The following is a 24,982-nucleotide window of genomic DNA, read 5'->3' on the forward strand; positions in this document are numbered from 1 at the left end:
CTGATCGCTGAACATTCAAGCAGCGGGGATCATTCCCCGATCACCGCGTACCGCAGGAACAGATGGTGATCACCTTCTGCCGGCGGGTTCTCGGGATCGGGCACCCAGCCCTGGCGGGCGTAGAAGGCCTGGGCGCGATGGTTGCCGGCGTGCACGTCGAGGACGGCCGTACGTCTGCAGTCGGCGCGCCACTGTTCGACGCAGGCGGCGTGCAGGGCCGTGCCGATGCCGCGGCGCCAGGCGTCGGGGTCGACGTGGAACTGGTACAGCTTGACCGTTTCCGCCGGAGCGTCCAACGGAGTCCGGAAGGACGCGACGGCGACGACGCGGCCCCTCTCGACGAGGCACAGCACATGCCCGTCCGGCCGCTCGATGGCACCTCGCCAGGCGACGAGCCAGTCCGTGCCGTCCTCGGGGACCCCGTCCGGGTAGTACGTCGCCCGGGCCCGCGCATGCAGCGACGTGATCGCCTCGGCCTCGGCGGGCAGCGCCGTACGGATCATCCGGCCGCCCACGACTCGGTTACTGATCATGCGGCGGAGGACGTGCTCCCGGCCGTGGTGGTTCCCAGGCGGCTGAACTGTGCCCGGTACGCCGTTGGGGTCAGGCCTGTGCGGCGGGTTATGTGGGTGCGGAGGGAGTCGGCGGTGCCGAGGCCGCAGGAGCGGGCCAGGGTGTCCATGGGGAGGGTGGTGGTCTCCAGGAGTTCCTTGGCCCGTTCGATGCGCTGGTGGAGGAGCCACTGGAGGGGGCTCACGCCGCTCTCCGCGTGGAAGCGCCGGGTGAGGGTGCGGACGCTGACACCGGCGTGGCGGGCCAGGTCGGTGAGGGTGAGGGGTTTGTCGAGGTTCCGCATGGCCCAGCCTCGGGTGTCGGCGCAGGCCGTGCCGCGTTCCGGCGGCAGCGGGGTCTGCGTGAACTGGGTCTGGCCGCCGGGCCGTACGGGGGCGACCAGGGCGCGGCGGGCCACCTCGTTGGCGACGGCGGCGCCGTAGTCGGTGCGGATGACGTGCAGGCACAGGTCGATGCCGGCCGCGTACCCGGACGCCGTGACGTACGGCCCGTCCTGGACGTACAGCACGTCCGGCTGCAGGTCGACCTGCGGGTACCGCCTGCGCAGCTCCTCGGCGTGCGCCCAGTACGTCGTGGCCCTGCGGCCGTGCAGCAGGCCCGCCTCGGCGAGCTGGAAGGCGCCGGTGCACAGGGACGCGATCCGCTTGCCGGCGTCGGCCGCCTCACGGACGGCGGCGACGATCCGCGCCTCCGGCTCGTAGGGCGCACCGGTGCCGGCGACGACCACGGTGTCCGCCTCACGCACCGCCTCCAGCCCGTGGGGCACGTACAGGTCGAGCCCCCCGCCGGTCGGGACGGGCCCCGGCTCGGCGGCGCAGATGACGACGTCGTATCCCGGCCGCCCGGCCACCTCGACCTTGCCGAAGAGCATCTCCGGGATGGCCAGGTTGAACATCGAGACGGGCGAGGGCGCGATCACGGCGATGCGGTGCGGGGCGAGCCGCTCGGTCATGGCCAGAACCTCCGGACACCTGGCATTCGGGCCACTACTGTACGACGGCCCACCCCCGCAGCATGGACGCATGTCGACCGACCAGACCCTCAGCGGTGAGCACATCACCCGCAATGAAGGCGAGTTGGCGCCCAAGAGGCCCTCCCCCGCCCTCACCCTCACCGCCGCGCTCCTCGGCTTCGCCCTGATCACCCTCGACGCCTCCGTGGTGAACGTGGCCCTGCCCGCGATCGGTTCGGACTTCGGCGGCGGGATGTCCGGACTGCAGTGGGTGGTGGACGCGTACACCCTCGCCTTCGCCGCCCTGATGCTCTCCACCGGCGCCTTCGCGGACCGGGCCGGCGCGAGCCGCGCGTACGCGCTCGGCACCTCGGTGTTCACCGTGGCCTCGGTGGCCTGCGGACTGGCACCCGGCCTGCCGACGCTGATCGGGGCGCGGGTGGTGCAGGGCGCGGCGGCCGCGGTCGTCCTGCCGGCGTCGCTGGCGCTGGTGCGGCAGGCGTACGCGGACCCCGCGCGGCGGACCCGGGCGGTCGCGGCCTGGGGAGCCGGCGGTTCGGCGGCACTGGCCCTCGGCCCCCTGGCGGGCGGTGCGCTGACCACCGCCTGGGACTGGCGGGGGATCTTCTTCGTCAACCTGCCGGTCGGCGCGGCGATTCTGCTGCTGCTCCTGAAGGCCCCGCGGTCACCGCGCCGTCCGGCCCCGCTGGACCTGCCCGGACAGGCGACCGCGGTGGTGGGGCTCACCGCCCTGACGTTCGCCGTGATCGAGGGCGGGCCGGCCGGGTGGGCGGCGCTGGGGGTGGCCGTCGCCGCCGCCGTCGCGTTCCCGCGGATCGAGGCCCGCACGGCGCATCCGGTCGTGCCGCTCGGTCTGTTCCGCAACCGGACCGTGGCCGTGACCGTGGCGGCGGGGGCCGCGGTCAGTGTGGCCTTCTACAGCATGGTGTTCGTCTTCTCGCTCTTCTTCCAGCAGGTGCAGCACCGTTCCCCGCTCTCCGCCGGGCTGATGTTCCTGCCGATGACGGGCCTGATCGGGGTGACCAACCTCCTGTCGGGCAAGCTGGCGGGCCGGTACGGCCCCCGGCTGCCGATGCTGGTGGGCCAGGGTCTGGCGACGGCGGGCTCGCTGCTCCTGCTGTACGTCGACGAGGGCACGCCCGCGCCCCTGGTGGCCGTGCTCCTCGTACCGCTGGCGCTGGGCTGCGCGCTGACGGTTCCGCCGCTGACCGCCGCCATGATGGACGCCGTGCCCGCCGAACGGGCGGGGCTGGCGGCCGGGGTGCTCAACTCGGCACGTCAGGTGGCCGGCGGCCTCGGCATCGCGGTGTTCGGGGCGCTGGTGGCGGGCGACTTCACGGGCGGGATGCGGCTGAGCCTGGTGATCGGCGCGTGCGTGCTCCTGCTGACCTTCGGACTCAGCTTCCGTCTCGCAGGTCACGCGGCCAGTTCGGCCTGAACTCGAGGTGGTCGTAGGTCACCACGCACCCCTCCCCCATCGGCGACTGGGTCATGAAACCGACCAGGGCCGCGTCCGTCTCCTTCTCGCCGCCCAGGGTGAACAGACGGACGAAGGTCCAGCGCTTCCCGTCGCGGGAGGCGTGGAAGGCGAAGGCGCGTCCGGTGCGGCTCACCCGGAGCCACACCGAACTGCCCTCGACGGTGAAGGAGTTGGCGTCGTCGGAGTGGCCCCGGGTGACCACCGTGCAGACGGTGGGCACGTCCGGGGAGTACTCCAGGCACAGCTTGGCCCAGGCCCGCTCGCCGACATGGACGTAGAGCACTCCCGCGTCGAACGCCCCGGCGAAGCCGACGGTGACCCGGGCTATCAGCTGGAAGTCCCCCTCCGGCCAGCCGAGCAGCCGGGGCGCGTCGGAGGCCGGCTCCAGCGCCTCCCCGGTGGGCGGGACGAAACGGTCCTGCCGGGGCCCGGCCCATCCGGTGAGCACTCCGTCCTCGTAGGACCAGTTGCCCTCGGGACCGTATGTGCGCAGGGCGAAGGGGAGTTCGGGAAGTTCGACGTCCATCCGGCGATTGTGTCAGGTGGGGTCGCTCACCGTTCGAGGCGGCCGTCGTAGCGGCGCGGGAGACCGAGCGGGTTGTCGTCCCGCAGCTCGGGCGGCAGCAGCGCCTCGGGCGCGCCCTGGTACACGACCGGCCGCATCCAGCGCTCGATCGCCGTACCGCCGACCGACGTGGACGTCGAGGTGGTCGCCGGGTACGGCCCGCCGTGGTGCTGGGCCGGGGCGACGGCGACGCCCGTCGGCCAGCCGTTGACGAGCACGCGCCCGGCGAGCGGCGTCAGCTCGGCCAGCAGCTCCGCGCCGCGGCCCTCCCCGGCCGCCTCCTCGCTCGACAGGTGGACCGTCGCCGTGAGGTTTCCCGGCAGCCGGGACAGCACGGACTGGACCTCGGCCTCGTCCTCGTATCGGGCCACGACCGTCACCGGGCCGAAGCACTCCTCCAGGAGCAGGTCGTAGGCCCCCTCCTCGGCCAGCTTGTCCGCCGACACCGTCAGGAAGCCCGCGCTCACCGTGTGCTCGCCGCCCGCGCCCGGGGTCACCGGCGACTCGACCTCGGGCAGCTGCGCCCGCTCGGCCACACCGGCGATGAAGTTGTCCCGCATCCGGTGGTCGAGCAGCACGCCCGCGTCGGTGTCGCTGACCGCGTCCGTGAGCGACTTCAGCAGCCGGTCCCCGGCCGCGCCGTTCGGCGCCAGCACCAGGCCGGGCTTCACACAGAACTGGCCGACCCCGAGCGTCATGGAGCCGGCGAGTCCGGTGCCGATCGCCTCGGCCCGCTCGGCCGCCGCCGCCTCGGTGACGACGACGGGGTTGAGGGAGCCGAGTTCACCGTGGAAGGGGATCGGGTTGGGACGGGCCGCGGCCGCGTCGAAGAGGGCACGGCCGCCTCGTACGGAACCGGTGAAGCCGGCCGCGGCGACCAGCGGGTGCTTGACCAGCTCGACGCCCGCCTCGAAGCCGTGGACCAGGCCGACGACGCCGTCGGGGATGCCGTGCGCGGCGGCGGCCCGGCGCAGCACCTTGGCGACCAGCTCGGACAGGGCCGGGTGGTCCGGGTGCGCCTTGACGACGACCGGGCAGCCGGCGGCCAGCGCGCTCGCGGTGTCGCCGCCCGCGACGGAGAAGGCGAAGGGGAAGTTGGAGGCCGAGTAGACGGCGACGACGCCGAGGGGCACCTTGTAGCGGCGCAGGTCCGGGATGGGCGGGGTCGCGGTGTCGTCGGGGTGGTTGATGATCACGTCGAGGAAGGCGCCCTCGTCGACGATGTCCGCGAAGGCCCGCAGCTGGAAGCAGGTGCGGGCGAGTTCGCCGGTCAGCCGGACCGGGCCGAGCGCGGTCTCCGCGTCGGCGGTCTCCACGAGCCCGTCCTTGGCCGCCTCGAGCTGCTCCGCGGCGGTGCGCAGGAACGCCGAGCGGACGGCGCGGTCGGCGAGGGAGGCGCGTGCCGCGTGGGCGGCGCGGACGGTGGCGTCGACCTCCTGTGCTGTGGCCTCCACCGCAACCTGTTCACGCTGCTTCCCGGTTCGGGGGTCGACACTCCAGACTGGTGCTGCTGCCACCGCGGGTCCCTCCAGGTATATCCGGGTCATTCACCAGGGTCGTTCGATATACTGAACGCTGTCTCTGATGATGAATATGCTGTTGGAGACTATATCTTCGGTTTCTCGTCCAACGAAGGGGTCAAGGGCGATGTCGGCAGCCGAGACAAACGGCGGGGCGCAGGTCAAGTCCGCGGTGCGGACCGTGGAACTGCTCGAATACTTCGCCGGTCGCCCCGGCATGCACTCCCTCGCGTCGGTCCAGGAGGCCGTCGGTTATCCCAAGTCCAGCCTCTACATGCTGCTGCGCACGCTGGTGGAGCTGGGCTGGGTGGAGACGGACGCGACGGGGACGCGGTACGGCATCGGGGTGCGGGCGCTGCTGGTCGGCACGTCGTACATCGACGGCGACGAGGTGGTCGCGGCGGCCCGGCCCACGCTGGACCGGCTCTCGGACGACACCACGGAGACCATCCACCTGGCGCGGCTGGACGGCACCAACGTCGTCTATCTGGCCACCCGCCAGTCCCAGCACTACCTGCGCCCCTTCACGCGCGTGGGCCGCCGCCTCCCGGCGCACTCGACCTCCCTCGGCAAGGCGCTGCTGAGCACCTACACCGACGAGCAGGTGCGCAAGATGCTCCCGGAGACGTTGCCGGCGCTCACCGAGAACACCATCACCGACCGCGAGAAGCTCATCGAGGAGCTGCACCAGGTGCGGGAGCAGGGCTTCGCCGTCGACCGCGAGGAGAACACGCTGGGGCTGCGCTGCTTCGGCGTGGCGATCCCCTACCGCACCCCGGCCCGCGACGCGATCAGCTGCTCGGTACCGGTGGCCCGTCTCACCCCCGCCCACGAACAGATGGTCAAGGACGCCCTGTTCGACGCCCGCGACCGACTCACCCTGGCGACCAGGAGGCTCTGACTCCTAGGCTCGGGGCCCATGGATGTCGTACTGCGGGATGTGCACGACAGTGATCTGCCGGTCTTCTTCCGGCAGATGAACGATCCCGAGGCCCTGTGGATGGCCGCGTTCACGCCGAAGGATCCCGCCGACCGGGAGGCGTTCGACGCCCACTGGAAACGGGTGCGGGCCTCCGCGGACGTGCTGCGGACCATCCTGGTCGACGGTGACGTGGTGGGCAGCGCGGCGGTTTACGGGGAGCCGGGCGAGCGTGAGGTCACCTACTGGGTGGACCGGGCGTACTGGGGGCGCGGGGTGGCCACGGCGGCGTTGCGGGGGCTGCTGGCCGAGGTGCCGGAGCGGCCGCTGTACGCCCGCGCGGCGGCGGACAACACCGGGTCGCGGCGCGTGCTGGAGAAGTGCGGCTTCCGGCTCACGGCGACGGCGACGGGTTTCGCGAACGCGCGGGGCGAGGAGATCGACGAGGTCGTGATGACGCTGCGCGGCTGACCGCGCTTCCTGAACGTCCGATGAGAATCCGGGACGGAGGGAACGTCCGCCACGTCCCGTTCGTCCTCATGATCGGGATGAACAAGACGATCAGGCGGACCTCCGTCTTCGTACTGCTCCTGGTGTGCGCTCTGCTGATCAGGGCGACCTGGGTGCAGTTCTACGACGGCAAGGCCCTCGCGGACGACAAGGACAACCGGCGCAACGCGATCGAGACGTACGCGGAGCCGCTCGGGAACATCATCGTGGCCGGCGACTCGATCACCGGCTCCGCGCGCACGACCGGCGGCGACCTCGCGTACAAGCGCACGTACAGATACGGCCCGCTGTACGCGGCGGTGACCGGCTACGCCTCGCAGGCCTACGCGCCGACCCAGCTGGAGGGCATCTACCAGGACCTCCTCAACGGCACGGACAGCCGGCTGAGGACCGTGATGGACACGGTCACCGACCAGCGGGCCGCACCGGGCAACGTGGTCACGACGATCGACCCGGACGTGCAGAAGGCGGCGTACGACGCGCTCGGCGACAAGAAGGGCGGGGCCGTCGCGATCGACCCGTCCACCGGCAGGATCCTCGCGGTCGTCTCGACGCCGTCGTACGACCCGACGTCGCTCACGGACGCCAACACCGCGGGGACCGCCTGGAAGAAGCTGAACGCGGACCCGGACAAGCCGCTCACCAACCGCGCGCTGCGCCAGCCGCTGCCGCCGGGCTCGACGTTCAAGCTGGTCGTGGCGGCGGCCGCGCTGGAGGACGGCCTGTACTCGTCGGTGGACGTGAACACGGACAGCCCGGACCCGTACACGCTGCCGGGCACCACACGCGACCTGTCCAACGAGAACCCGTCCGCGCCCTGTACGAACGCCTCGATCCGCACCGCGCTGGAGTACTCCTGCAACAACGTCTTCGCGAAGATGGCCTTCGACCTGGGCCAGGACAAGGTGCGGGCGATGGCGGAGAAGTTCGGCTTCAACGACACCAAGCAGGACGTACCGGTGCGGGCGTACACCAGCGTCTACCCGTCCGACATGGACAAGTCGTCCACGGCCCTGACGGGCATCGGCCAGTACGACGTCACCGCGACCCCGCTCCAGATGGCCATGGTGTCCGCCGCCATAGCCGACGGCGGCAAGCTGGTCTCGCCGCACATGGTCTCGCAGATCACCGACAGCGGCGGCGACGTCCTGAAGGACTACGACGACGACGCCGGCACGAAGCGGATCATCAGCTCCTCCACCGCTGACCAACTCCAGTCCGCCATGCAGACGGTGGTGGACAAGGGCACGGGTACGAACGCGCAGATACCGGGCGTGACGGTGGGCGGCAAGACCGGCACCGCCCAGCACGGCGAGAACAACAGCCAGACCCCGTACGCCTGGTTCACCTCCTACGCCAAGGCGGGCGGCAAACAGGTCGCCGTGGCGGTGGTCGTCGAACAGTCCGACGCGGCCCGCTCGGAGGTGAGCGGCAACGGCCTGGCGGCCCCGGTGGCGAAGGCGATGATGAAGGCGGCCCTCAACTGAAGCGCGCCCCCGAAGGGCGCGGGGCTGTGCCGATATGCGGCCCCGCCGCGTGCGCGCGACCAGCCACGACGAACCCGCACCCGGCCGCGCAGCGACCTCACTTCACCCCGAGAACCTGCTCCACAGGATCGATCGCGAAGTACACCAGGAACAGCGCCGAAACCCCCCACAGCAACCAGTGCACCTCCCGTGCTTTCCCGAGCACCGCCTTGATCAGCACGTACGCGATGAACCCCGCCCCGATGCCGTCCGTGATCGAGTACGTGAACGGCATCGCGGCGATGGTCAGGAACGCCGGGATGGCGATCTCGTACCGGTCCCAGTCGATGTGCTTGACGTGGGTCATCATCAGGAAGCCCACGGCGATCAGCGCGGGCGCGGCCGCCTGCAGCGGCACGATCGTCAGCAGCGGCGTGAGGAAGAGCGCGAGCCCGAACAGCCCGCCCGTGATCAGGTTCGCGAACCCGGTCCGCGCCCCCTCGCCCACACCCGCCGCGGACTCGATGTACGCGGTGTTGGAGGAGGCCGACCCGAGACCGCCGGCGACCGCCGCCGCGCCGTCGATGAACAGCACGCGACCGATCCCCGGCACCTGCCCCCGCTCGTCGAGCAGCCCGGCCTCCGCGCTGATGCCCACGATCGTGCCCATGGCGTCGAAGAAGTCGGACAGGATCAGCGTGAACACCAGCAGGACGGCCGTGAGGACGCCCGCCTTCGCGAACCCGCCGAACAGGCTGAAGTGACCGATGAGCCCGAAGTCGGGCGTGGATACGATCTTGTCGGGCACGTGCGGGGTGGTCAGACCCCAGCTCTTGATGTCGGCGACCGCGTCGATGATGATCGCGACGATCGTCATGGTCACGATGCTGATCAGGATCGCGCCCTTCACCTTGCGCGCGAGCAGCGCGATGGTGAGCAGCACGCCGAGGCAGAACACCAGCACCGGCCACCCCGTCAGCCGGCCGACCGCGCCCAGCTGCACGGGCACGGTGGTCTGGGCCGCGTCCGGGATACGGCTGACGAACCCCGCGTCGACGAACCCGATGAACGCGATGAACAGCCCGATGCCGACCCCGATGGCCTGTTTCAGCTGCTGCGGGATGGCGTCCATGATCGCCTTGCGGAGCCCGGTGACGACCAGCACGCAGATCATGATGCCTTCGAGGACGACGAGGCCCATCGCGTCGGACCAGCTCATCAACGGGGCGAGCTGGAAGGCGACGACGGCGTTGAGGCCGAGGCCCGCGGCGATGGCGAGCGGAAGGTTGCCGCCGACGCCCATGATGATCGTCATCACGCAGGCCACCAGCGCGGTGGCGGTGACGAGTTGGCCGGTGTCGAGCTGGTGGCCGAACTTGTCCTTCGCGCTGCCCAGGATGATGGGGTTCAGGACAAGGATGTAGGCCATCGTGAAGAACGTGGCGAAGCCGCCGCGTATCTCCCGGCCGAAGGTGGATCCCCGCTCGGAGATCCGGAAGAACCGGTCGACACCGTTCGCCCCTGGCGGCGCGGCACTTGGCCGGTCGGCGGCCGCCTTCTTCGTCTCGGACATGGCGGGTGCTCCTCGTGGACTGATCGATCGTGTGCGGATGCTGGCTGGAGTGTTCCCGCGTTGAACCTCTTTCAGGTCCCTTTCGTGTTACGGAATCGATCGCCCCGTCACACCGCGTTCGAAGTCCCGTACGAACCAGGACAACAATCGCTGCTACGCTTCCGGATCTCGCCCGGGTCCGCCCCGGAAGATCACATGTCATTCACCTGGCACGCACAGGAAGGGTGCCCGTGGGCACTGTCGTCGACGACGCGGCCTCCATGGAGTTCCATGCCTTCTTCGAGCGGCACTACGCCGAACTGTCCCGGCTCGCCCACCTGTTGACCGGCGAGGCGGACGCGGCCGACGATCTGGCCGCGGACGCGCTGCTGGCCCTGTGGCACCGCTGGGACCGTGTGCGCGCGGCCGATCACCCGGTCGCCTACGCCCGTGGCGTCGTCGCCAACCTCGCCCGCACCCGGATCCGCAGTGCCGTGCGCGAGCGCCGGCGGATCTCGCTGTTCTGGTCGCAGCGTGAGGAGAAGACCGAGAATCCGGACATAGCGGGCGTGGTCGATGTGCAGGAGGCCCTGCGCAGGCTGCCGTTCCGCAAGCGGGCCTGTGTGGTGCTGCGGCACGCGTTCGATCTGTCGGAGAAGGACACCGCGCTTGCCCTGGGTGTTTCCGTCGGTACGGTTAAGTCCCAGACGTCCAAGGGGATGGCCGAGCTGCAGAAGATCCTCGGTTCCCAGGGCGCTCCACAGAAGGTGCACGTGGCGATGGCGCGCGGCGGCGAGACCGGAGGAACGAACCGATGAGGCAGCAGGACGTGCACGACGAGCTGCGCGCCCGGCTGCACGAGGCGGCCGAGGCGCACGAGCCGGACCGCGCCCGCATCCTGGCCCGTGTCGAGCGGGGCATGACCCGACAGGACCGCCGCGACCACCGGGCGACCCGTCCCCCGGTGTGGGGCTGGGCCCGGGTCGTGGGTGCCACGGCGGCGGTGGCCGGCATGCTCGCGGTCGGCGGGTACGCGGTGGCCTCGGCGGTGAAGGACGACCCGCCCACCCGGCAGCAGACGGTCGAGACCTCGCCGACGCCCACACCGTCACCGGACGCCACCAGCCGGGCGCCGCTGCCGCCGGTGGACCCGCCCCCGAGCCGGGCGCCCGGGACGACGCACCGGCCGAGCGGTACCCCGTCCACCGGGCGGCCCTCGGCGCCCGCCTCCGTGCTGCCGTCCACCGGCCTGGCGAGCGACGGCCCGCTGTGGTCGGACGGTTCGGTCGACCCGCACAGTAACGACTTCTGGGCGCAGAGCAACGTCACGCTCAAGACCCAGGAGCAGCTCACCGCCCTGACCGTCCGGTTGAAGGTCGCGCAGACCGGCGGGGTGAGCTCGACCGGGGGCTGGCGCTCGCTGCCGGAGCAGGACTTCACCCTCACGGTCGGCGAGCAGGACGGGTTCCTGGTCTACACCTGGGTGCTCAAGGAGGGCCGTACGGTCCCCAAGGGTGAGTGGGTGTTCGCCGGGCAGTACAACCACCGGCGCGGCGGCCGGGACGCCAGGGGCGACTCGTACACGGTCACCGCGACGGCGGACGGCGATCGGCGGGCCGTGGGCGGCGGCTTCGCGGCGCAGACCTCCGGCGAAGGCGACTCGTAAAAAAATCTGCGACGGGCGGCAACCCTTTCCTCCGCTGCGGCAACCAGGAAGCGCAAGGCTCCCTCCACCCAGCTGAGTGAAATTTCAAGTACGACGGGATCCCGACCCATGAGCGCGCACAAGAAGCACCTCACCCGCAGACGGGTACGGCTGGGTTTCGGTCATTCCCACAGTGCACTCACAGCCCTCGACGCGCTCTCTCACCACAGGTTCGTGCCGGGGAAACAACCACACCTTCGTTTTCAGCGTCCCTTCCAGTGCGTGGAAGACGGACGTACGTCAGTACAACGTGCTGAAGCTTCTGAGCGCCGGGACCTCGTTCGACTGCCTGGACCTGCTGGCCTGAGCCCCCCTCGGCCGGCAGCCGCCGACAGAGCCCCCCTCGTCGGCGAAGGGACGCCCCGCCGGTGACGACCGGCGGGGCGTCCGTGTCTCCAGGGGCGCCTCAGTTCATGCTCGCGCCGATGGCGGTGGACCCCGTGGTGAGGAAGGTGGTCGCGGGGAGGGAGCCGTCGGCCTTGCGGGCGCCGTACGCGCTCGTCGCGTCCGTCGACCTGATGGCCGGTGTGCCGACGCCGCTGTCCCAGTTGTTCGCGGCGGAGACGGTGTGGACGCTCAGCTTGTCCGGCCCGCCCCGGTCGCTCACCGCCAGGTTGCGCGCGAGCCTCGCCCGGCCCGTGGCGAAGAAGAACCCGGCCTCCCCGTTGGAGTACGCGGTGTCGCGGTGCAGCGCGATGGCACCGGTGTTGGAGTTCTCGGTGAACCCGTTCAGCGTGTTGTCCCAGGCCGCGTCGTTGTCGACGACGTGCGCCACCGACACACCCCCGCCGCCCAGCTTGAAGCCGTTGCCGTTGCCCTGGAACGCCGGGTCGCCCCACCGGTTCCTGCCGTTGCCGAAGGCCCAGCTGTGCTCGACGGTGACCGGCGAGGAGAACTGCCACAGGTCGAGCCCGTCGTCCGAGTTGTTGTAGAGGCGGGCGCCGGTGACCCGGTTGCCGGTGCCGGAGCCGAACTTGATGGCGATCCCGTCCGCGTTCTGCCCGTGTCCGGCCGCGTCGTAGTTGCCGTAACTGTCCAGATTCTGCACGAGGTTGTCCACCGTGTGGTCGCCGCGCAGGGTGAAGCCGGAGTCGCCGTTGTCCGCGGTGACGAGGTTCTTGAAGACGCCGCCGGTGGAGGAGGTGACGACGAACCCCTGGGCCGGGGAGTTCCGGAAGGTGAGGTTCTGGACGGTCCAGTAGCTGCCGTAGATCCCGGCGAGCCAGGAGCCGGCGGGCAGCCGGGAGCCGTCGACCCGCACCTTCTCGCCGCCGTACGCGCGCAGGGTGATCCGGTTCGAACTCGTGCCGCTCGCCGTGGACTTGAGGGTGGCGGTCGGGTAGTACGTCCCTCCGTGCACCTGGATGACGGTGCCGGCGGCCGCGTTCCTCACGGCCGCCTCCAGCTGCGCGGTCGTCGCCACGGTGACCGTCGTCGTCGCGGCCTGGGCGCCGCCGTTCGACAGACCCAGGCAGACGCCGCCCGCCCCGGCGGAGACGGCCACCGCCGCGGCGACGGAGAGCGTGCGCGTCCTGCGGTGGCGTCCGGTGCTCAGTCGCACGGGGCGTTCCTTTCCTCGGGGGGAGCTACGCGCCCCAGTCGCCGCCATGGCCGAAAGAGGTTGCCGTGGGGCAGGAAATCCCTTGAAACTCTCATGGAGCCACATAACACCGAACAGAAACAATCACATTCCGACAGGATTGCCTGTGAACCACCCCAAGTACGCCGGCTACCTCTTCGTCTACTTCACCGGCGAGGACACCGCCGACGGCGAACAGATCCGCTACGCCCTCAGCCGCGGCGACGACCCGCTGCACTGGCGGGAGCTGAACCAGGGCAGACCCGTCCTCGCCTCCGACGTCGGCGAGAACGGGCTGCGCGATCCGTTCGTGATCCGCTCCCCCGAGGGCGACAGGTTCTACCTGATCGCGACCGACCTGCGCATGTACGGCGACAGCAGCGGGAGCTGGGACGAGGTCCAGCGGCACGGCAGCACGTCGGTCATGGTCTGGGAGTCCGCCGACCTCGTCCACTGGACCGACCGGCGCCTGGTGCGGGTCGCCCCGGACAATGCGGGCAACGTCTGGGCGCCGGAGGCCTGTTGGGACGACTCCCTCGGCGAGTACGTCGTCTTCTGGGCGTCGAAGCTGTACGCCGACGACGATCCGGCCCACACGGCCGACACCCACAACCGCATGATGTACGCGACCACGAAGGACTTCCGCACCTTCGGCGCGCCCCGGATCTGGTCCGACCCCGGCCACTCGGTGATCGACTCGACGGTGATCCGGCACGGGGACACCTACTACCGCTTCACCAAGGACGAGCGCGACCCGTCCTCCGGCTCCCCCGGCTCGAAGTTCATCACCGCGGAGAAGTCGACGAGCCTGACCGCGAGCACGTACGACTTCGTCGGCGACCGCATCGGCGGCGGGTCGATCGAGCACGGTGAGGGGCCGACGGTCTTCCGGTCCAACACCGAGGAGAAGTGGTACCTGTTCATCGACGAGTACGGCGGGCGCGGTTACGTCCCCTTCGAGACCACCGACCTCGACTCCGGCACCTGGACGATGTCCGTCAACCACCAGCTGCCCACAAGTCCGCGCCACGGCACGGTACTTCCGGTGACGCGCGAGGAGTACGACCGGCTGCTGGCCGCGTACCCCGCCACTCCCGCGTCGGTGGTGGACGTGACGGCGACGGGTCAGCGGGCGTACGCCCTCGTCACGGAGGCGTCCTCGAAGGTCGTGCTGCCGATGGAGCCGGACGCCGATCTCTCCTGTCTCGCACCGGAGTTGGCGGTGGCCGAGGGCGCGACGCTGGCCCCGGCATCCGGTACGGCCTGCGACTTCCGCACCCCGCGGACATACACCGTGACCGCCGCCGACGGCAGCACCCGCACCTGGACCGTCGAAGCCGTCCGCACCGGCGGGCCGGTCCTGCCCGGCCTGACCGCCGATCCGGACGCGCACCGTCTGGACGGCCGGTACTGGATCTTCCCGACGACGGACGGCAACCCGGGCTGGGGCAGCACGAGTTTCCGGGCGTACTCCTCGCCGGACCTGGTCCACTGGGAGGACCACGGCGTCGTTCTCGATCTGGGGACGGACGTCTCCTGGGCGGACTCGTACGCGTGGGCGCCCACGATCGCCGAGCGCGACGGCAGGTACTACTTCTACTTCTGCGCCGAGCAGCAGATCGGCGTCGCGGTGGCCGACTCTCCGACCGGGCCTTTCGCGGACGCACTCGGTGAACCGCTGGTCGCCAAGGGGCGGTTCAGAGGCCAGATGATCGACCCGGCCGTCTTCACGGACGACGACGGGACGTCGTACCTGTACTGGGGCAACGGGCACGCGTACGTCGTGCCGCTGAACGACGACATGACCTCGTTCGACCCGTCGAAGGTCGAGGAGATCACCCCGCGCGACTTCCGCGAGGGTTCCTTCGTCGTCGAACGCGAGGGCACGTACTACTTCATGTGGTCCGAGGACGACACCCGCAGCGAGGACTACCACGTGGCCTACGCGACGGGACCGTCCCCGCTCGGCCCGTGGACCGAGCGGGGGACGATCCTGTCCAAGCGCCCCGAGTACGGCATCCTCGGCACCGGCCACCACTCCGTGGTGAAGGTGCCCGGCGCCGACGAGTGGTACGTCGTCTACCACCGGTTCGCCCTGAACGGCCCCGGAAGACCCGGCGGGGACGGCATGCACCGGGAGACGACCATCGACCGGCTGTGGTTCGCCGCGGACGGTACCCTTCAGCCGGTCGTGCCGACCCTGGAGGGCCTCAGCTGACGAAGTACGTCGGGTTCGGCAGCTTGTACGTGCGGTCGGCGTAGCCGCCGTCCAGGTCGGAGTACTGGTCGCCGAAGTTGGCGACGATCTCGTACCCGAGGTCGTCCTCGATGTGCTGGCGCGTGCCGGACTTGTACTGCACGGTCGTGCAGGTCCAGGTGCCGGGGGTGGCGCAGGAGCTCAGGTAGGACGGCGGGTTGGCCTTGTCCTTGAGGAACATGTGCGCGGCGTCGAGATTCACGTCGGCGCCGATCTTCTTCAGGTTCTCGACGGCGGCGGCACGCTGCGCCTCGCTCAGACCGGAGTTGTAGAAGACCTCGACCCCTTTCTTCGCCGCGTACCGGACCAGCTCGGCGCTGCCGAACACGCCCGGGCGGTCCGCCTTGTTCACGTAGTCGGCCCAGGTGGTGCCGTTGTACGTGTAGTTGTAGCGCTTCTCGTAGTCGAGGCTGAGCAGCAGCGTGTCGTCGATGTCGAAGACGACGGCGGGCTTCTCGCCCCGGTGGTGCGCCTTGCGGGCCGCCTGGTCGATGTACTTGCGGGCGGCGGCGTCGATGTGCGCCAGGTCCTGGGCGTACGGGCTGGTCGGGGAGGCCTGGTAAACGCCGTTGGCGTCCGCCGTGGTGCCGTAGTAGGTGTCGATGTCCTTTACCAGGAGCCCGATGTTGTAGGGCTCGTGCGTGGAGTTCGCGGTGGACTGACCGGCCGTGGCCGCGCCGGCGCCGTAGAGGGCGGCACCGGCGAGGGCACAGGTGGCGGCGACGGCCACGAAACGCAGTGACTTATGCATGACAGGTTTCTACGCGCGTCACCGACCTTCCGTCAACGTTCAGTTCATGGTGGCGCCGATCGTCGTACTGCCGGTGGTCAGGAACGCGGTGGCGGGCAGGGAGCCGTCCGACGTGCGGGCGTTGTAACAGCTCGACGCGTCCGTCGACTTGAAGGCCGGCGTCGAGATCCCCGAGTCCCAGTTGTTGCCGGCCGAGGTCACCGAGGAGCCCTTGCCCACCGAGCCCCCGCCGTTGCTCACCGCCAGGTTCTTGCCGAGTTTCGCCGCGCCGGTGGCGAAGTAGTAGCCCCACTTGCTGTTGGCGTACGCGGTCGTGCGGTTGACGACGATCGCCCCGGCGTTGGAGTTCTCGGTGAACCCGTTGCCCGCGTTGCCCCAGGCGGCCGAGTTGTTGACGACGTGGGCGACGGTCACCCCGTTGCCCCCCAGCTTGAAGCCGTTGCCGTTGCCCTCGAAGGCGGAGTCGCCCCAGCGGTTGACGCCGTTGCCGAAGGACCAGGTGTGCTCGATGGTGACCGGCGAGGAGAAGGACCACAAATCGATGCCGTCGTCCGAGTTGTTGTAGAGGCGCGCCCCGGTGACCAGGTTGCCGCTGCCGGAGCCGAACTTGATGGCGACGCCGTCGGCGTTCTGGCCGTGCTCGGCGGCGTCGTAGTTGCCGTAACTGTCCAGGTTCTTCACGGTGTTGTTCACCGTGCCGTCTCCGGTGAGCGTGAAGCCGGAGTCGCCGCCGTTGATGGTCCTGACGTTGTTCCAGTTGGTGCCGGTGCAGGACTGGCAGACCACCGCGCTGTCCGGGGAGTTCTGGAAGGTGATGTCGGAGACGTTCCAGTAGTCGGCGGTCAGCTTGAAGATCCACGAACCGGACGGCAGTGAGGACCCGTCGATCTTCACGGTCTCCGAGCCGTACGCGGTCAGCGTGATCGGCGCCGAGGAGGTGCCGTTGGCCGTGGACTGCAGGGTGGCCGTCGGGTAGTAGGTGCCGCCGCGGACCTGGATGACGGTGCCGGCGGTGGCGTTCTTGACGGCGTTGGTCAAGTCGGTCGAGTTGCTGACGACCACGGTCGCGGCCTGGGCCTGGCCGGGGAGCACGGCGAGTCCGGTGCCGAGCGCGAGCGCGGCGGTGAGGGTGAGAGCGGTACGACGAGACATGGAGTGCGGTCCTTTCGTCGTTCTGTTCAGGGGGGACGGGGGTCGGCGCCTCAGGGACGCCAGTCGCCGAGGTAGGCCGCCGGGGTGTGCGACCGGGCCTCGGAGTCGGTGAGCTGGGGCCGGTTCTCGGGGACGGAGATCACGGCGCCCGGACCGGTGTTCCGGTATTCGCGGAAGCGCATGGACTGCCAGGGGTAGGCGTCGCGCATGTTGGTGTAGGGGATGATCGGGTCGACGCCGGACCCGATCCAGGTGTCCCGGACGACGAGCGAGGGCCAGGCGGTGGTCTCGTACGACGGCACCCAGGGTCGCGCCAGCTTGTACGCGCCGTCCTCGGCACCGGAGGTGATCCGGGAGCGGACGGCGAGGATGCCGTGCGGGTTGGCGCAGGCCGTGGAGGGGGCGAAGACCATGCCCTTGGGGGTGAAGTCGACGTCCCGTGCCAGCGTGTGGAAGTGGCAGCGGTCGAACACCGCGGTGGCCCGCCCGAAGACGAAGTCGACGTCGCCCTCGATGTGACAGCGCCTGAAGCATTGCCGGTCGAAGGCGTCCAGCGCGGTCGTGTCGACGAAGAGGGTGTCCTGGTGGGCCAGCAGCCGGACGTTCTCGAAGAGCGTGCGGTCGCCGTAGGTGTACGCGGCGACCGCCTGGGTGCCGGTGATGTCGGGATGGTCGGCGCGCAGCCAGTCGTTGGCGAGGGTCAGGTCGCGGACGGTCAGTCCGGGGGCCGCCGAGGTGAAGGTGGCCGAGCCCGCGGTGCCGTAGGTGGTCCCGTCCGGCTTCTTCGTCCCGTTCGCGTGGTCGAAGACGATGACGGTGGCGCGCGGATCACGGACCGCGCCCCGCACGGTCAACTCGGCTGCCCGAGCAGGGACGTTGACGACCTCGCGATACGTCCCCGGGTGCACGACGATCGTCCAGCCGGGTCCGTCCACCCGGTCGACGGCCGCCTGGACCGACTCCCCCGGACGGACGTGCAGGATACTGCGGCCGGCGGCGAGGGCGGATCCGGCGGCTGCCGTGAGCAGGCCGCCGGTGATGCCCGCCAGGAGGGTGCGTCGGCGCATGTCAGCAACCCTCCTTCCAGGGCGTCCAGTCACCCAAGTGGGTCTCGCGGGTCGCCGACTCCGCTTCCGTGGGGCTGAGTTGGGGCCGGTTCGCGGGGACACTGATCACGGAGCCCGGTCCGGTGTTCCGGTACTCGGCGAACCGCTGGTCCTGCCAGGGATGGGTGTCCGACATGTTGGTGTAGGGGGCCACCGCGTCGATGCCGGGGCCGAGCCAGGTCTCGCGGACGGTGAGCATCGGACGGGCGGTGGGGTCGGAACCCGGCACCCAGGGACGGGCCAGCTTGTAGGAGCCGTCCGGAGCCTCACTGCTCACCCGGCTCCTGGTCACCAGGTAACCGCGCGGGTTGGCGACCGCCGTGGAGGGCGCGAGGACGAAGCCGTAGGGCGCGGCGGCGAGGTCGGTGCGGTTCAGGGTGCGGAAGTGGCAGTGCTCGAACACCGCGGTCGCCCGTCCGAAGACGAAGTCGACGTCGCCCTCGACGTAGCAGTGCGCGAAGTACTGACGGGCGAAGGCGCCGAGCGCCGTCGAGTCGGCGTACAGGGTGTCCTGATGGCCGAGGAAACGGCAGCCGATGAACGAACTCCGGTCGCCCTGCACCTTGATGGCGACCGCCTGGGTGCCGGTGATGTCCGGGTGGTCGGCGCGCAGCCAGTCGTTGGCGAAGGTGATCCAGCGGGCGGTGAACCCGTCGGCCTGCACGGTCGTCGTGGCCGATCCGGAGGTCCCGTAGGTGCCGCCGCCGGGCTTGGGGGTGCCGTTGGCGTTGTCGTAGACGATCACGACGTCTCGGGGATCCTCGGAGGCGCCGATCCAGGTGGCCTCGGTGCGGGTGGTGTCGAGGAAGACCGTCTCCCGGTAGGTCCCGGGGGCGATGACCAGCGTCCGGCCGCTGCCGCTCGCGGCGGTCACGGCGGCCTGGACGGAGGGGAAGTCGCCGCGGGCGTGCGGGTCGACGTACAGGGTCCCCGGGGTGAGACGGCGGTGCGGCGAACCGTACCGGCCGAAGGGGCGCGCTCGCTCGGCGGCTCGCGCGGGCGCGCCGCCGAGGCCGAGCGCGGCGGCGACCCCGGCACCGGCGACGAGGAATCCCCTTCTGGACAGGGGGAGTTGGGGCGAGGGCATGCGGGTGCTCCTTCGCTGTGCGGCTCTGGGGAGGGGGCCGGGGCGCCGAAGTGCCCCGGCCGGGTGCGTCAGCGCAGTTCGCCCGCGCCCGCGCAGTGGTCGACGATCGCCGGGATCGCCCCGGCCGGATCGACCTTGGTGCGCAGGGTCGGCGTCCAGCCCGCGCCGGACTGGAGGATCTCGCCGGGTACCTGGGCGTTGTGCACGGCGATCAGGTCGGTCGGCTGCCCGTTGACGTAGTTGTCGTCGGCGGTGAGCGGCGCCTCCTTCCACTTCTTCAGGATCGAACCGGCCCGCACCCCCTCCGGCAGCGTGAACGCGTTGTGCTCGGCGACGAATTGGGACTCCATGCCTATGCCGTAGCTGTAGCCGTAGCCGTCGCCCGCGACGAAGTGGTTGTTGTACGAGTCGACCTGCCCGAAGCGCACCCGCGGCGCCCGCTCCACCAGGTCGGCGAACAGGTTGTGGTGGAAGGTGACCTTCAGGTGACCCCGGTCCACGGCGGCCGTCGACGCGCTGTCGCTGTTGCCGATCAGGATCGTCTTGTCGTGGTCCTCGAAGACGTTCCAGGAGGCGGTGACGTAGTCGGCGCCCTTGACGATGTCGAGTTCGCCGTCGTGCTGCTCGTAGATGCGCCCGTAGTAGTACGGCAGCGTGCTGTCCGGGTGGTCGCCGTCGGTGAACGTGTCGTGGTCCATCCAGACATGCGTGGAGCCGTAGATCACCGCGCTGTCGTACTCGGAGTTCCAGTTGCCGTCGGCGGTGTCGGTGGGGTCCCACTGCGGGAAGCAGTCGAGCGGGCTCTCCAGGTGCAGATTCCGCATGATCACGTTGTCGACGCCCTTGATCTGCAGGCTGGCGCCCTTGAAGCCGGCGTCCTTGCCGATGCCGACGATCGTGGTGTTGGCCGGGACGAACGCCTCGACATAGGCGGTCTGGTTGGCCTGCGAGGCCCGGCGCAGACCCTCGGGGCTGTCGTCGGGCTCGCCGTCCAGGTTCCTGTCGCGGCCCCAGACGGCCGGGTCGTAGGTCTGCAGATAGGTGGCGAAGTCGTAGCCCGGCGCCTCGAACGAGGCACAGCTCGGCCCGTCGGCGTCGATGGTGCCCTTCACCTTGATGATCTTCGGTGCGCTGCCGCCGGCCGCGAGGGCGGCCTTGAAGCCGGCCCAGTCGGTGACGGTGTGGACGTGCGCGGCGTCGGCCGCCGAACCGCCGGTGGTGCCGGTCCCGTAGGAGGCCCAGCCGTCCTTGGCGGCGAGCGTCTGCCGCCAGAGGTCCCGTCCCTGGGCCTGGGCGGTGGCGGTGCCGGTGACCCCGAGGACCAGGGCGGTGCAGCCCACGACCGATACTATGACGCGTGCATGACATATCTGTGTACGCACTGTGCGGCTCTCCTCAGCTTGCGGTTGGCCAAGTGATCCAGGAGGTGGGTATCTCCTCGTGCAGCCGGACGACCTCGTGCCGGGCCAGCACCCGGGTACGCAGCGACTCCCGCGCCACGAGCCGGGCCACGGCGATGGCCCCCGGCGGGTTGAAGTGCGTGTTGTCGTGCTCGGTGTCCGTCCAGTTGAAGTACTTCTTCGTCTCCTCCGCCCCGAGTTGCTGCCACAGCGCGAGCGACAGCGCCTCGATGTCGAGCAACGCCACGCGCTCCTCGCGCGCCAGCGCGCGCATCGCCGCCGGATACTCCCCGTGCGTCGGCACGGCGTTCCCACCGGCGTCGAACCGACGCCGCTCGACCGGGGTGGCGAGAACGGGCCGGGCCCCTTTCCTCCGCGCCCCCTCGACATACATCCGCAGACAGTCCTGGTACGTCGTCCAGGGCTCGGTGTACCGAGTGGGATCGTCACTCTTCTCGTCGTTGTGCGCGAACTGCACGAGCAGGAGATCGCCGGGCCGGATGACGGAAAGGATCTCGTCAAGCCGCCCTTCGTCGACGAAGCTCTTCGAACTCCGCCCATTGACGGCATGGTTGGCGACGACGAGACCCTCCCGAAGAAAGAACGGAAGAGCCATGCCCCACCCCGTCTCCGGGGCGGCATCGGCATATTTCTGCGCGGCGGTGGAATCACCGGCGATGTAGAGGGTGCGTCTCCTCTCGGGGGAGCGACCGCCGAGAGGAACGCCGGCAAAGGCGGCCGCGGTGACCTGTCTACGGGTAAGTACCAATACCGTTCACCTTTCCCACTTTCTTGGGGGCGCGGGGCTGTATCGATGTGCGGCTCCGCCGCATGGGCGCGACCAGCCACAACGGCTCGCAGCCGCGCCCACAACAGAACCCACCCGAGCTCAGTGGTTCTGCTTCCAGTCCGCCTGAGCCTTGTTCAACTGATCGGCCAACGTGTCCAGAAACGCCTTCGCCGTCATCTTCCCGAGCAGCACCTTCTGGAAGTTCGGCTCGTTGTCGGCCTTGGAAATGGTGTTCCAGTCCGGCAGGTAGTACGGCAACTGCACGATCGTCGTGTCACTGCCGTTCAACGCCTGAGCCGCCAGCTTCGTCGGCTCGGCCTTCTGGATCCACGCGTCCTGAGCGGCCTCCGTGTTCGCCGGAATCTGCCCGGCGGACTGGTTGAACTTCGAGTTCTCCTCGTGCGAGACGGCGAACTCCACGAACTTCCACGCGGCCGCCTTGTTCTTGCTGGACTTGAAGACGCTCATCCCGTCGACGGGATTGGAGATCTGTACCCGCTTGCCGTCGTCCAGCGTCGGATTAGGCAGCCCCCGGAACTTGGCCGCTCCCAGCGCCTTGAGATGGTCCTGGTACGAGCCGAGGTTGTGGCTCAGCATTCCGATCGTGCCGCTGTCCCACTGCGCGACCATCTTGGTGAAGTCGTTGTTGACGTCGGCGGACGGCGTGTCCTTCTTGTACAGCGCGACGTACTTCTCCAGCGCGGCCACGACCTCCGGATCGTTGACCGTGGTCTTGTCGCCGTTCCAGAACGAGGCGACACCGCTCTGGCTGTACGCCGCGTCCAGGGCCGGCGCGATGGACCCCTCGCCACCCCGGATGGTGAACCCGAACTGGTTCTTGCCCTTGTTCGTGAGCTTGTCGGCGGCCGCATAGAACTTCGACCAGGTCGTCGGCGCGTCCAGCCCGGCCTTCTGGAAGAGGTCGGTTCGGTACCAGAGCACGCCGTTGTTGGAGGAGGTCGGGATCTGGTAGAGCGCCTTGCCGCCGCCGGCGGCCCGGCTGCTGTCCAGCAGCTTCTCGCTCAGCTTGCCGTTCAGCGAGCTCTTCGCCAGCCGGCTGTCCAGCGGCTCCAGCGCGCCCTGGACCGCGACCTCGGCGAGCATCGCGGTGCCCACACCGCCGACGTCGGGCAGACCGCCGCCCTGGATGGCGGTGTCGTACTTGGACTGGGCGCTGGCGGCGGGGATGCCGACGTAGTTGACCTTGATGTCCGGGTTCTTCTTCTCGAAGTCGGCGATGATCTGCTTCCAGATGTCGGTGCGGACACCGCCGTTGTTGTCCCAGAAGGTGATCTCTCCCTTGCCGGAGCCCTCGTTGCCCTTGTCCCCCGCGCTGCCGCTGCCGTCGTCGCCGCAGGCGGTGGCGGTCAGCGCGAGCACGGAGCCCAGGGCGACGGCGATGGCGGCGCGCCTGCTTCTGCGGTTGCGGATGCTGCTCTTCATCGGCCGGCTCTCTTCTTCTGGATCCAACGGAGTTGTGGCGTTGCGGGGGGATGTCCCCGGTGTGGGTAAGCGCTTGCTACGGAGGTGCGTCATCGGGCCTCCAACAGGCGTGCGGGAGTGGGTTACAGAGGGTCGATCCTGAAGTGCGTGAAGGGTGCCGCCCCGGTCGTCACTGGCTCACCGCCTTGCGGACCAGCGCCGCGGCCTCGCCCCGGCCCAGGCGGCCGTCGGCGACGACGGTCACCACCCGCCGTACGACCGTGTCACCCGGCTCGATCGGCAGCCGCTCCTCGGACGCCAACGACGAGCCCACGCCCGGGTATTCGGCGGTGCGCACGAACCACGGGTCACGGCGGGTGGCCTCGGTGGCGCCGGCGAAGACCAGCGTCCAGCCGGTGCCGCGGAGCGCCAGCCAGTCGGCGCGGGTGCCGTGGACGTCCGGCTCCCCCTCGCGGTCGGGGGTGAAGACGTGCGGGGCGTCCCGCTCCTTGCGGGCGCGCCAGAAGAAGCCGCCGTACGCGGCGCCGGGGCGGCCGTTGGTGGCGGGGCTGCCGATGGAGAGCGGACCGGAGGTCACGTTGGTGAGGGAGAAGGTGAAGTCCAACGCCCAGGCGGAGTCGGTGAGTTCGGTGGCGGCGACGGTCCGGCGCTCACGCAGCAGTTCGCTGCCGGAGGCGACCCAGCGCAGTTCCTCGACGAATCCGTCGGGGTCGCGGAGCTGGAAGGAGGTGTGGCGCTGGGCGCCGTGGTCGTCCAGCTCGGTCGGCCCCCGGTCGCGGACGTATGTCCGCCCGCCCCAGAAGTTGTGCCCCTCGACGTCGGGAACGGCGACACCGACGCCGAGGTGGTGTGTGTGGTCGGCCGGGCTCAGCTCCGTGACGGCCGTGCCGGCCAGGGTGGTGACGGGGTGCAGACAGGGGCGCGGCGAGAGCCGGGCGGGCAGTTCGGGCCGGGTGACGTACCGGCCGACCGGGCGGCCCGCGACGCGCAGGACCGGGGAGTCGTTGGTCGTCATCTGCTCACCTCTTTCGCCGGCGCCCAGACGGCGCCGAGCTCGGAGTAGAGGGCGAGGGTGTCGGCGCACGCGGCGACCAGGCCGTCGACGCCGGTCACGGCCCTGCGGTCCTCCCCGGGGATCCGGTGCCAGGCCTCCGGGGGCAGCGGGGCCGGGTCGGGCGACTGTCGAATCGCTTCAACGACCCGCATGAAAGCGCCCGTCGACTCGGGCGTGACCAGCAGCTCGACGCCGTCGGTGAGATGGTCGACCAGGTTCTCCAGCAGGTCGGTGCGGCCGTACTCGTACTCCTCGGGGCCGTGGTCGGCGCGCTGGAGCAGGACGCGGTCCTGCTTGTACCAGAAGGTGATCCGGCCGCTGGTGCCGTGGACCAGGACGTACGGCTCGTCGGGGTGCTCGGCGCACAGGGTCGCGGCGACGGTGACCGGGCGGCCCTGGGCCGTGCTGATCCGGACGCAGGAGGTGTCGTCGGACTCGATGTCGTTGGCGCGCAGCAGTTCGAGTTCGATGTCGGTGACGTCCCCGGCGCGGGAGGAGCCGCTCAGGGCGAGGGCGGTGGCGACCACGTGGGCGAGGGGGTTGGTCAGCACGCCGTCGACGACGTCCACGCCGTTCAGGCGCCGCCTGCCGGCCCAGGGCGCCCGACGGTAGTACGCCTGCGCCCGTGCCCACGCCCCGGCTCCGCCGACCCCGACCAGCTCGCCGATCCTCCCCTCGGCGACCATCTCCCGGATCGCCGGCACGGCGTGCGAGCCCATCGACTGGAACCCGATCTGACAGACGACCCCGGCCTCGGCGATCCCGTCCGCCAGCCGCCGGAACTCGGCGTACGACGGCGCGGGCGGCTTCTCGAGGAGCAGGTGCACGCCCCGGCGCGCGGCCGTCAGCGCCAGGTCGGTGTGGGTGGGGATGGGCGTGCAGATCACCGCGATCCGGGCGCCGGTCGAGTCCAGGAGGGCGCCGAGGTCCGGCGACTGCTCGGGCGTGCCGAGGCCCTCGGGGATCTCGTCGACGGCCAGCGGGGTCAGCTCGCAGATGCCCGCGAGCCGGACGATCCCCTTGTCCTGCAGCCGGCGGATGTTGTCCAGGTGCCAGCGGCCGTGGCCGCGTGCGCCCGCGAGGACGATGTCCGTGCTCAT

At 70.2% G+C, this 24,982-nt stretch carries 22 protein-coding genes and 1 pseudogene; 8 read left to right on the forward strand and 15 right to left on the reverse strand.

What is annotated here, in order from left to right; all coding sequences use genetic code 11:
* Positions 1-29 precede the first annotated feature (29 nt).
* Together ACWCQ1_RS05375 and ACWCQ1_RS05380 are read right to left on the reverse strand one after the other, a co-directional pair.
* Positions 30-533, reverse strand: a complete 504-nt coding sequence (locus tag ACWCQ1_RS05375; RefSeq protein ID WP_451025906.1) for an N-acetyltransferase family protein — start codon at positions 531-533, stop codon at positions 30-32.
* Entirely contained in the window at positions 530-1,525 is a 996-nt protein-coding gene (locus ACWCQ1_RS05380; protein ID WP_451025907.1) for a GlxA family transcriptional regulator, read from the reverse strand. Before ACWCQ1_RS05380 ends, ACWCQ1_RS05375 begins: the two co-directional genes overlap by 4 nt.
* A 70-nt stretch (positions 1,526-1,595) precedes the next feature.
* On the opposite strand from ACWCQ1_RS05380, the gene ACWCQ1_RS05385 reads away from it, so the two are divergent.
* On the forward strand, positions 1,596-2,984 hold the full coding sequence (locus tag ACWCQ1_RS05385) for an MFS transporter (RefSeq protein WP_133048194.1): 1,389 nt from the start codon (positions 1,596-1,598) through the stop codon (positions 2,982-2,984).
* Here ACWCQ1_RS05385 and ACWCQ1_RS05390 read toward each other — a convergent pair.
* Both ACWCQ1_RS05390 and ACWCQ1_RS05395 read right to left on the reverse strand, forming a co-directional pair.
* Complete coding sequence (locus ACWCQ1_RS05390) at positions 2,944-3,552, reverse strand: DUF1349 domain-containing protein (RefSeq protein ID WP_133048193.1); 609 nt, start codon at positions 3,550-3,552, stop codon at positions 2,944-2,946. The two genes, ACWCQ1_RS05385 and ACWCQ1_RS05390, sit on opposite strands and share 41 nt — an antisense overlap.
* 26 nt (positions 3,553-3,578) lie before the next feature.
* Positions 3,579-5,108 (reverse strand): aldehyde dehydrogenase (NADP(+)), encoded by a 1,530-nt coding sequence (locus ACWCQ1_RS05395; RefSeq protein ID WP_358594677.1) that lies wholly within the window; start codon positions 5,106-5,108, stop codon positions 3,579-3,581.
* 130 nt (positions 5,109-5,238) lie between these two features.
* On the opposite strand from ACWCQ1_RS05395, the gene ACWCQ1_RS05400 reads away from it, so the two are divergent.
* From ACWCQ1_RS05400 to ACWCQ1_RS05410, 3 genes are all read left to right on the forward strand, one after another.
* Positions 5,239-6,012 (forward strand): IclR family transcriptional regulator, encoded by a 774-nt coding sequence (locus tag ACWCQ1_RS05400; protein ID WP_133048191.1) that lies wholly within the window; start codon positions 5,239-5,241, stop codon positions 6,010-6,012.
* 18 nt (positions 6,013-6,030) lie between these two features.
* Positions 6,031-6,501, forward strand: coding sequence for a GNAT family N-acetyltransferase (locus tag ACWCQ1_RS05405; RefSeq protein ID WP_133048190.1), 471 nt, complete (start codon positions 6,031-6,033; stop codon positions 6,499-6,501).
* 77 nt (positions 6,502-6,578) lie between these two features.
* Positions 6,579-8,027: a peptidoglycan D,D-transpeptidase FtsI family protein gene (locus ACWCQ1_RS05410; protein WP_358594682.1), complete on the forward strand. Its 1,449-nt coding sequence runs from the start codon at positions 6,579-6,581 to the stop codon at positions 8,025-8,027.
* A 97-nt stretch (positions 8,028-8,124) separates the two neighbouring features.
* On the opposite strand, the gene ACWCQ1_RS05415 is transcribed toward ACWCQ1_RS05410, so the two are convergent.
* Complete coding sequence (locus ACWCQ1_RS05415) at positions 8,125-9,579, reverse strand: NCS2 family permease (RefSeq protein ID WP_358594685.1); 1,455 nt, start codon at positions 9,577-9,579, stop codon at positions 8,125-8,127.
* 230 nt (positions 9,580-9,809) lie between these two features.
* On the opposite strand from ACWCQ1_RS05415, the gene ACWCQ1_RS05420 reads away from it, so the two are divergent.
* From ACWCQ1_RS05420 to ACWCQ1_RS05430, 3 genes and pseudogenes are all read left to right on the forward strand, one after another.
* Positions 9,810-10,376 (forward strand): SigE family RNA polymerase sigma factor, encoded by a 567-nt coding sequence (locus ACWCQ1_RS05420; RefSeq protein ID WP_358594688.1) that lies wholly within the window; start codon positions 9,810-9,812, stop codon positions 10,374-10,376.
* On the forward strand, positions 10,373-11,224 hold the full coding sequence (locus ACWCQ1_RS05425; RefSeq protein WP_358594691.1) for a hypothetical protein: 852 nt from the start codon (positions 10,373-10,375) through the stop codon (positions 11,222-11,224). Before ACWCQ1_RS05420 ends, ACWCQ1_RS05425 begins: the two co-directional genes overlap by 4 nt.
* Positions 11,225-11,375: 151 nt before the next feature.
* A pseudogene (locus ACWCQ1_RS05430) lies at positions 11,376-11,570 on the forward strand (rhamnogalacturonan lyase B N-terminal domain-containing protein); the annotation flags it as partial.
* 99 nt (positions 11,571-11,669) lie between these two features.
* Here the strand turns inward: ACWCQ1_RS05430 and ACWCQ1_RS05435 are convergent.
* Entirely contained in the window at positions 11,670-12,824 is a 1,155-nt protein-coding gene (locus ACWCQ1_RS05435) for a right-handed parallel beta-helix repeat-containing protein (protein WP_358594694.1), read from the reverse strand.
* A gap of 139 nt (positions 12,825-12,963) precedes the next feature.
* On the opposite strand from ACWCQ1_RS05435, the gene ACWCQ1_RS05440 reads away from it, so the two are divergent.
* Positions 12,964-15,060: a family 43 glycosylhydrolase gene (locus ACWCQ1_RS05440; RefSeq protein ID WP_451025908.1), complete on the forward strand. Its 2,097-nt coding sequence runs from the start codon at positions 12,964-12,966 to the stop codon at positions 15,058-15,060.
* Here the strand turns inward: ACWCQ1_RS05440 and ACWCQ1_RS05445 are convergent.
* The 9 genes from ACWCQ1_RS05445 to ACWCQ1_RS05485 form a co-directional block, all read right to left on the reverse strand.
* Entirely contained in the window at positions 15,053-15,850 is a 798-nt protein-coding gene (locus ACWCQ1_RS05445; protein ID WP_358594700.1) for an HAD family acid phosphatase, read from the reverse strand. The two genes, ACWCQ1_RS05440 and ACWCQ1_RS05445, sit on opposite strands and share 8 nt — an antisense overlap.
* 39 nt (positions 15,851-15,889) lie before the next feature.
* On the reverse strand, positions 15,890-17,002 hold the full coding sequence (locus ACWCQ1_RS05450) for a right-handed parallel beta-helix repeat-containing protein (RefSeq protein WP_451025909.1): 1,113 nt from the start codon (positions 17,000-17,002) through the stop codon (positions 15,890-15,892).
* A 50-nt stretch (positions 17,003-17,052) separates the two neighbouring features.
* On the reverse strand, positions 17,053-18,069 hold the full coding sequence (locus ACWCQ1_RS05455; protein WP_358594706.1) for a pectinesterase family protein: 1,017 nt from the start codon (positions 18,067-18,069) through the stop codon (positions 17,053-17,055).
* 1 nt (position 18,070) lies between these two features.
* The gene (locus ACWCQ1_RS05460; RefSeq protein ID WP_358594709.1) at positions 18,071-19,195 is read right to left on the reverse strand and encodes a pectinesterase family protein; all 1,125 of its coding nucleotides are present in this window, start codon (positions 19,193-19,195) and stop codon (positions 18,071-18,073) included.
* A 68-nt stretch (positions 19,196-19,263) separates the two neighbouring features.
* Positions 19,264-20,577, reverse strand: a complete 1,314-nt coding sequence (locus tag ACWCQ1_RS05465; RefSeq protein ID WP_451025910.1) for a pectate lyase family protein — start codon at positions 20,575-20,577, stop codon at positions 19,264-19,266.
* 13 nt (positions 20,578-20,590) lie between these two features.
* The gene (locus ACWCQ1_RS05470) at positions 20,591-21,364 is read right to left on the reverse strand and encodes a rhamnogalacturonan acetylesterase (RefSeq protein ID WP_451025911.1); all 774 of its coding nucleotides are present in this window, start codon (positions 21,362-21,364) and stop codon (positions 20,591-20,593) included.
* 120 nt (positions 21,365-21,484) lie between these two features.
* A complete protein-coding gene (locus ACWCQ1_RS05475) occupies positions 21,485-22,828 on the reverse strand; it encodes an ABC transporter substrate-binding protein (protein ID WP_451025912.1) in 1,344 nt (447 codons plus the stop codon).
* Between the two features lie 169 nt (positions 22,829-22,997).
* Entirely contained in the window at positions 22,998-23,843 is an 846-nt protein-coding gene (locus ACWCQ1_RS05480) for a DUF6807 domain-containing protein (RefSeq protein ID WP_358594720.1), read from the reverse strand.
* On the reverse strand, positions 23,840-24,982 hold the full coding sequence (locus tag ACWCQ1_RS05485; protein WP_451025913.1) for a Gfo/Idh/MocA family protein: 1,143 nt from the start codon (positions 24,980-24,982) through the stop codon (positions 23,840-23,842). The genes ACWCQ1_RS05480 and ACWCQ1_RS05485 overlap by 4 nt, the downstream gene beginning before the upstream one ends.

It is taken from the genome of Streptomyces sp. NPDC002144, from assembly GCF_053593695.1.